The 7,587-nt window shown below is 46.2% G+C and carries 5 protein-coding genes and 1 tRNA gene; 5 read left to right on the top strand and 1 reads right to left on the bottom strand.

Going from position 1 to position 7,587, the window contains the following annotated elements; genetic code table 11:
- Positions 1-24: 24 nt before the first annotated feature.
- From CWB98_RS19925 to CWB98_RS19910, 4 genes are all read left to right on the top strand, one after another.
- Positions 25-110 (top strand) — tRNA-Glu (locus CWB98_RS19925).
- A 143-nt stretch (positions 111-253) separates the two neighbouring features.
- Positions 254-1,450: a sugar ABC transporter substrate-binding protein gene (locus tag CWB98_RS19920; RefSeq protein ID WP_138546427.1), complete on the top strand. Its 1,197-nt coding sequence runs from the start codon at positions 254-256 to the stop codon at positions 1,448-1,450.
- Positions 1,422-3,638 (top strand): ATP-binding protein, encoded by a 2,217-nt coding sequence (locus CWB98_RS19915; protein WP_138546426.1) that lies wholly within the window; start codon positions 1,422-1,424, stop codon positions 3,636-3,638. Before CWB98_RS19920 ends, CWB98_RS19915 begins: the two co-directional genes overlap by 29 nt.
- A gap of 122 nt (positions 3,639-3,760) precedes the next feature.
- Positions 3,761-4,336 carry a GNAT family N-acetyltransferase gene (locus CWB98_RS19910; protein ID WP_138546425.1) on the top strand — a complete coding sequence of 192 codons (576 nt, stop codon included), beginning with the start codon at positions 3,761-3,763 and terminating at the stop codon, positions 4,334-4,336.
- Here the strand turns inward: CWB98_RS19910 and CWB98_RS19905 are convergent.
- Positions 4,299-5,045 (bottom strand): type 1 glutamine amidotransferase domain-containing protein, encoded by a 747-nt coding sequence (locus CWB98_RS19905; RefSeq protein WP_138546424.1) that lies wholly within the window; start codon positions 5,043-5,045, stop codon positions 4,299-4,301. The two genes, CWB98_RS19910 and CWB98_RS19905, sit on opposite strands and share 38 nt — an antisense overlap.
- Before the next feature lie 290 nt (positions 5,046-5,335).
- Here CWB98_RS19905 and CWB98_RS19900 point away from each other — a divergent pair, with 290 nt between their 5' ends.
- Positions 5,336-7,417, top strand: a complete 2,082-nt coding sequence (locus CWB98_RS19900) for a winged helix-turn-helix domain-containing protein (protein WP_171045706.1) — start codon at positions 5,336-5,338, stop codon at positions 7,415-7,417.
- Positions 7,418-7,587 lie beyond the last annotated feature (170 nt).

Raw genomic sequence — 7,587 nt, 5'->3', positions numbered from 1 at the left:
TATCTTCAAATCCCATTTCTAAGTACAACCATAGCTCAGTTGGTTAGAGCACCACCACTCTCTATGACCCGGTCCAACAGTCAGTGATTCGGATCCACTCGGTTGTACCAATTCATTCGAAATCAACAGCCTGCACAGTTATTCGTTTCGCCTTGCGTAAAAGTCACGCTAAAGCATGACTTTATGCCACAAGTTTGCTCTGCCCTGATATTTTGCTATACATTAGTTAGCAAATCCCATTCTAAGGAAGGTCATGCTTGGCAGGTTATCCATCACGTTCTTGTTCTTGTTGATAACAGGCCTGTGCAGCTTTATGGCACATGCCAAGAAGCCACCTCCTCAACCATTGACCATTGCCATTGGTCTGGAAAACTATGACTTCAATCCTTTGTTTACAGAGTTCACCAGAGCAACCGGTATTAAGGTAAAGGTCGTTGAATTCGAGAACAACTCGTTAAAATCTGAGCTACTGTTGAGGGCTAGCAACAACGCCCTACCCGACGGAATCATAGTCCCAGCAGACTATATGGGCCTGACAGCACTTAACTTGTCCGAAGTACCTGATGACTGGCTATCAACGTATTTAATAGACCAAGTTCGCACGAACATCAAAGCCAATGGCACTACGCTAGGCGTACCTATTGTGTTTGGCAACCATCTGATGCTGTATTATAACCGCGCACTCGTCAGTGAGCCTGCCCAAAGTTGGCAGCAACTACGCGAGCAACAACAGAAACTGGCGCTTAAAATCAATTGGAACTATTACGAAATGTACTGGTATCGTGCGTTTTTAGGCACTTTCGGAACATCACTGATTTTAAAAGGAAACGTCCATTTAGATACACCCGCTATGGTAAACGCCCTGCGCTGGTATAAGTCTCTAAAAGAAGAAGCCTGGCTGGATGTAGAGTGCGACTACGAGTGCACCGTAAATCAATTTTTAGCCGGTGAAGTTGCCTACACCATCAATGGTTCCTGGATGTTTCAACGTTTCTCTAAACATTTCAGTGATAAATTGGGTGTCGCGCAATTACCCCGTCTACGCGGAGAACCGATGCGTTCGTACTTTTCATCCCACGTTATGGCATTTCCCGACAACGCTCTATCTGGCAGCAAAAGAGCCGAACTCAAAACTCTGTCTGAATTTTTGCAATCTCTGCCTGTACAAACTAATTTATGGTCTTCCATTAATGCGCTACCTGTCGACAGGCGCGCGCTTGAAATGCTGAAAATACAAGGAATAGTACAAGTAGAAGCGCTTATATCTACCCTGGAGCATGCTCAGCCTATGCCTAACGAAGCTCAGATGGCCTTTATCTGGGAGGCGATGTTAAAGGGCCTGACACGCCATCTGGCTGGCGTACTTGACGAGCATCAGGCTGCCCATTTTATGCAACATATTGTCGAGAAGTCGATTAGCTATGAGCAAGAAAAAAAGCCTGGTCAGTGAATTACAGCTTAAAGTGGGCGCAATGGTTTTGGCCCTGCTGACCATTGCCCTTGCTCACTTTGCTTACAGCGCCTGGACCCAAGCCAATAAAATTGCCGCAGACACGGTCGTACAACGCGTGACGAGTCTGTCTTTAGATATTAAAAACAGGCTCGCCGAGTTTACTTTTCAGGTTGCTCATTACAGTGATCACCGGATCCTGGCAGAACTGCCTCTCAATCTTTTATATACGCAATATGCGCTCAAAGAAATGCGCGATCTGGTCTACACATCCCCTCTGGTAAAAAGTGTGATGATCAGTGACGGTTCGCCCTATATAGTCGAAGGTTACCCGCTTTACACCCTGCACTGGGCTACGCCCTCCGTCCTGGAGCACGCCAACTCAGTGATCAATGAAAATTCACGAGAATTGATGGTACGTAAACTACTCATCAGCAATAAAGAGCTTGGAATTACCGATACAAACGGAGGAACCTTATTCATTGCCGTGCCACTACGCCAAACCTTGCCTTCTCTCATCGACCCCTTTCGCTATACCAGCGTACTGTTTTTCGAACTTGATGTAAGCCAGCTTGCCATTGAGCTGGCAGATTATGAATCTTTGACTGTCTTTTCAGATCAACAAATGTGGTTTCGTGAAGGCCAAGAGTTTGAAGGAGGCTTTAACGCAACACATCCGATTTATGAGCGCAGTAATGACGGGTTAAGCTTATCTCTCTCACTGTCTCACCAGCACAGCGCATATACTCGTGAGATCCTCTACGCCATTATCAGAAGCGCACTACTTGCATTGGGTGTATTAATCATACTCTTTTGGTATCTGGCCTATGTGAGCCGTAAGGTAACAAGCCCGATGAAGCAGCTTGAAAAATACTGCACATCACTGACTTCAGGCAATTATCAACAAAATAATGCTAACCTGGAATACGAAGAGCTCAAAACACTACAAAAGACGCTTAACGAACTGGTGAGTACCGTCAATACTCAAGTGACACAGCTAAAACAGGAGAAGGTACGCGCCGAGCAATCAGAGCTGGCTAAAGCGCAGTTTCTGGCTACTATGAGCCATGAGATCCGCACGCCCATGAACGCGATTCTGGGGGTGTTCCAGCTACTAAGACAACACAATCATGAGCAAGAAGAACACTCGCTCGTAGAGCAAGGCTACACCTCCTCACAGACCCTGCTTGCCCTGGTTAATGACATACTCGACTTTTCAAAAATGGAGGCTGGTAAGCTTAACCTTGAAGTGCTTGCGGTGGACATAGTAAAGCTGTGTCGGGAAGTGATTCAGGAATACCAACATCTAGCACGTGATAAACAAGTCCAGCTAGAACTAACCACGGAGCTAAAACCACAACTATCAGTCAGGCTTGCAGACCCCCTGCGGCTTAAACAAATATTGCGTAATTTGTTGTCAAATGCGATTAAATTTACCGAACAAGGTCAGGTAACGTTGAACGTGCAGGGAAACAAAGAGCGGCTTATGATTGAGGTTTGTGATTCGGGCATTGGCATGACGCCAACTCAGGTCGCCAGCCTGTTTAAACACTTTCACCAGGCTGACAGCTCAACCACACGCAAATACGGGGGATCAGGGCTCGGACTGGCAATAGTCAAACAACTGGTCGAACTTATGCAGGGTGAAGTTGCTGTCAGTAGTATGGCGGGTGAAGGTAGCCAGTTTAGCGTTAATCTGCCTCTGCTAAGTGCCAAGCCGACATCACAACACTTATCCACTGAAGCTAAACCGGAAACCCCTGATTTGCGCGGCGTTAATGTTTTACTGGCAGAGGACAACCTGATTAATCAACAAATATTTGCTGCAATGATGAAAAAGACCCACGCCAACATTACCCTGGCCAACAACGGTCAGTTGGCCATGGATTGTTTCAATGAATCACAGCCCGACTTGTTTTTTGTTGATATTCAAATGCCAGTAATGGATGGTATAGAGGTTTGCCAACAAGTTAAAAATACCGAATTTAACAAACCTCTGATAGCCATCACAGCGAATGTGCTCCCTGAGGATGTCAGCCGGTATCTGTCACTCGGGTTTGACGATTTTGTCGCGAAACCGATTGATATGCAGGCGCTGTTCGATACCATTACTCGGGTTATGGATAAGCAAGCACAAACACAAACAAATTCCGATAGGTCAGATACATTAACATCAGACAACAAATGACTCTATAAAGCAATATCGCCCTTCGGAGCTGATCCTTCACCGTGTTTTCAGAGCCATCACATTATTAGTGATGCCAAAATATGTGGTATAAATTTCAAAACAGAAGCAACCTGGGGACGTATATGGATATACTATGCGCTGATGACAAACTACTACTTCGGCCTTTTGAAGAGCCAGATCTCAAAGAGTTTGTCCGATACAGAGCTGACCCAGAAGTGGCCCGATTTCAGAGCTGGGACGAGAACTATACGCTGAAAGATGCCAGTGCGCTTTTCCAGGCGATGGACTACTACCGATTCACAGAGCCCGGGCTGTGGTTTCAAATTGCAATCGTCCGGCGCATGTCACAAGAGCTACTTGGCGACCTGGCACTCCACTTCTTGCCACAACAGCAGGTTGAGATTGGTTTTACGCTGGCGCCTGAATCACAGCGTAAAGGAGTAGCCAGACATGCACTTCGGTTATTACTGCCCCATTTGTTTTCGAAATACGACATTCACCGCGTGAGCGCACTCATTGATACCCGAAACCTACCTGCTCAAAAGTTATTGGAGGCACTATATTTTCGACGTGAAGCCCATTATGTAAAAAGCCTCCATTTCAAGGGGAGCTGGGTAGATGAATACAGCTATGCGCTGTTACGCGAGGAGTTTCATCTGCTTAGTGCTGCAAGGCAAGCAATAGTGCCTCAGCCATAGGTATTGCTGACACCGGATTCTGTCCTGTGACAAACTGACCATCGACAACAACATTCACCTGACCTTTTTTAGCAGCAACAAATATAGCGCCAAGCCTTGTTGCCTCATCTTCAATCAAAAATGGATAATGTGTGCGAGCAAACCACCCTTCTTCGCTGTTCGCTTTGCCGGTAATCCGCTTGTTTAAGATCAACCGGTGACCACTTTCATCCTGTAAGTTCAATAAGGCGACAGTGCCGTGACAATCCGCAGCAATTATACCACCCGCTTTATATATGGCTTCTGTAAGCTTCTTTGCTGAGGGATGTGCCGTCAGATCAAACATTGGTCCAGCCCCGCCTGCGTAGTAAACAGCAAGATAGTCACGACTATCGCGTGTTTCGATGTCATTTGGTTCACTAAGCTGTTGCTTAAGAGGCGAATTATCCAGCCAACGTCTTTGTGCCTCTGCCAGTCGCCCTCTGGGGTATCCTGGCTTACCGGTACTGCTGACAAGGTCGACCTCGAACCCTGCGTCGTACAACACCCGGTATGGACCCACAACTTCAGGTAGCCAAAAGCCATGCTTATCCCCGGAGATAACAAAAAGAATTTTACCTTTGCGCGCGTCAGCAGATAAAGCGGGCATAGAAGAAGTCATAATCAAGGCAAACAAAACAAGCATTTTAACTAATACCTGAAAATGAGCACGATGGAATCTATACATCATAAAAGTCCTTATTTGGGTTTAGTGTCTGCTGACCTTATCGGCTCGTACTCAATGACACATGAATTAACGCTGATTTATTCAGGAATTCTCAGGACGAGTCTGTGACTCCACTGTGACCAGGATTTTATTTCTTTATATTTTAAAGGGTTAAAACTACACAATTGAGGAGAATGAAAGTACCCGGATTTACGTCAGCCTATAAACTAGCGTACTATCTAAATATTCCAACTCATAGGTTGGCGTGTACAAAGATAACAATAATACCATTGTGTGCCAGGCAGGAGCCTATTTTGAGATACCTGAGATTTGAAAACCTAATCATAGATACCCATAACCAGATACTGATCCGTGATGGTGTCTCAGTGACGCTGGCACCAAAGGTATTCGATTTGCTCTGCTACCTGGCGTGCAATCAACAGCGCGTGATCAGCAAAGATGAACTAATGGATTCAGTGTGGCAAGGCACACTAGTAACAGACAATGCCATTAGCCGAACCCTGGTCAAGGTGCGCAAAGCACTGGGCGACGATCCCAAATCCCCCAATTTTATTTTGACCGTGCCGCGCAAGGGATATCGCATGATCACCGCATTTCACGAAACAGATCAGGTGCCCATACAAACACAAAGTTACCACAGTGCAAATGCAATTAAACGCCAATCTCCTTTGAGCGAAGTCCGAATTCGGCGGCCCATTTTATCTGTTGTTGCCTTGTCTGCTGCAGCCTCTTTAACGGCAGGGGTGTATTTGTACAATCCTTATCCTTCGCCAGAACTGAGTATAAACAAGCAAGTCAAACCCTATACGCGCGCACAGGGTGAAGAGCTATACCCCAGCATGTCGCCGGATCTCAAATCTCTTGCTTATGTCAAAAAAACGAAGCAATTGAATGCGCTCATCGTCGAAAATGTCAGTACACATTCCCGGCAGCAGCTATCAATCCCGCTTGCGCGGTTTAGCCGACCAAGTTGGTCACCTGATAGTGAGCAACTTGCATTTGTTATGCATACCCCGCAAACATGTGCCATTTATCTGGCTCGTGTGGAGACTTTGCTCACGCAGTCACAGTGGCAGAAACTCAGCAATTGTGGACGCGAAAGCAGGCCCGCTCTGGCTTTTTCAAAAGACGGGAAAAATCTCTATTTCAATGACCGCACATCTGAAGAATTCGGCTATCAAATATTCCAGATTGATTTGGCACAAAAACAAAAGTCGATAGTGAACCAACCTATAACAAATGGCCGTGGCAATTATGCCTTTGACCTGTCACCGGACGGTCGTTCGTTGGTAATGTTAAACAGTGAGTTTGGCCCAAAGACACGTATTTACACGCTCGAGCTATCCTCGTCAAAGCTCATCCAAACCGCACAACTTGACTATCAGATGCGCTCAGCCATCTGGCATCATGACAGCCAAAGTTTGATCCACCCTGCCCCACACCCGGCTTATGAGTTGTGGCAAAGTACTGTGCAAGGTGATAAATTGGCAACCGTTGTTAGCAATACAGCGCGCGTAAAACATCCCGCCAGAATAAACAATGGCACAGACTTTACCTTTGTGTCTTACCTCCTGGACCGAGATATCTATTTGCAACGCAGTACAGACAATCAAACACTCCCCCTGGCAAACTCGTCGGTCATGGACTACCTGCCGACAATAGCAAATACGTCATCACATTATGCCTTTGTCTCAAAGCGCTCAACACACGCACAGGTGTATCTGGGTGATACCACGCAGCCGCTGGCGGAGCCTGTCCCATTGACCTCAGGCAAAACTTCTTATCGATTTTACCAGCTCGCATTTTCTCCCGATGGAAGTCAGTTGCTCAGTCTGGCTGACAATCAGCTTCTCCTCACAAATATCACAACACAGGAAACGACCGCTCTGTTAGTCACCGATATGGCGGTCAGAGGCGTCAGCTGGCATTCTGACAATCAATTGCTATTTTCCACCACCAGAAACAATCGCTGGCAGCTAATACGTTTCGATCTGACAACGCATGAATCCGAGCTTATTTTCCCCGAGTTTATGGGTGGGATCTACAGCAAACACGATGACGCTTTTTACCTGATACACCGTCAAACAGGTCAGGTATTCAAGCACGTAGTATCAAGTGAAGAGACCTCTGCGTTACCACTGTATTGTACAACTCACCTGCCTGACCGGCGGCTTACTCTGCAACGTGGAATAAATGGCTTACATTGTCTGAAGGACGACCAAAGTCATGCACACCTCTCAATAACACCCACGGATAAAATCACCTGGCCAAAACAGATTGATAATGCAGATTATCAACTCTCAGTACACGGAATAATCTATACACGCCTGCAACGCACTACCGCAGATGTCATGAGAACACTCGATATACAGTAAAGCATTTTCTCAAGCTGATACAGTCTCTGTATCTCACCTCAATCTAAGTTGTTAATTTTACTGCTTTTAGTCGTGACCACTTGTTGTGGTCATCACTTTTCCGTCTGCCGTCACACCTTTTCCTGGTTTGTTCCTGACTCCCTTTTGCAGTTTAACAATACTGGTCTGCG

The organism is Pseudoalteromonas rubra (genome assembly GCF_005887115.1).
GTDB classification, from domain to species: domain Bacteria; phylum Pseudomonadota; class Gammaproteobacteria; order Enterobacterales; family Alteromonadaceae; genus Pseudoalteromonas; species Pseudoalteromonas rubra_F.
The sequence above is the reverse complement of the archived record's forward strand: the minus strand, read 5'-3'. Positions and strand labels throughout refer to the sequence as shown.

Coding starts and splice junctions, on each gene's coding strand:
- CWB98_RS19915 (WP_138546426.1), top strand. CDS start 1,422: ATGAGCAAGAAAAAAAGCCTGGTCAGTGAATTACAGCTTAAAGTGGGC.
- CWB98_RS19910 (WP_138546425.1), top strand. CDS start 3,761: ATGGATATACTATGCGCTGATGACAAACTACTACTTCGGCCTTTTGAA.
- CWB98_RS19920 (WP_138546427.1), top strand. CDS start 254: ATGCTTGGCAGGTTATCCATCACGTTCTTGTTCTTGTTGATAACAGGC.
- CWB98_RS19905 (WP_138546424.1), bottom strand. CDS start 5,045: ATGATGTATAGATTCCATCGTGCTCATTTTCAGGTATTAGTTAAAATG.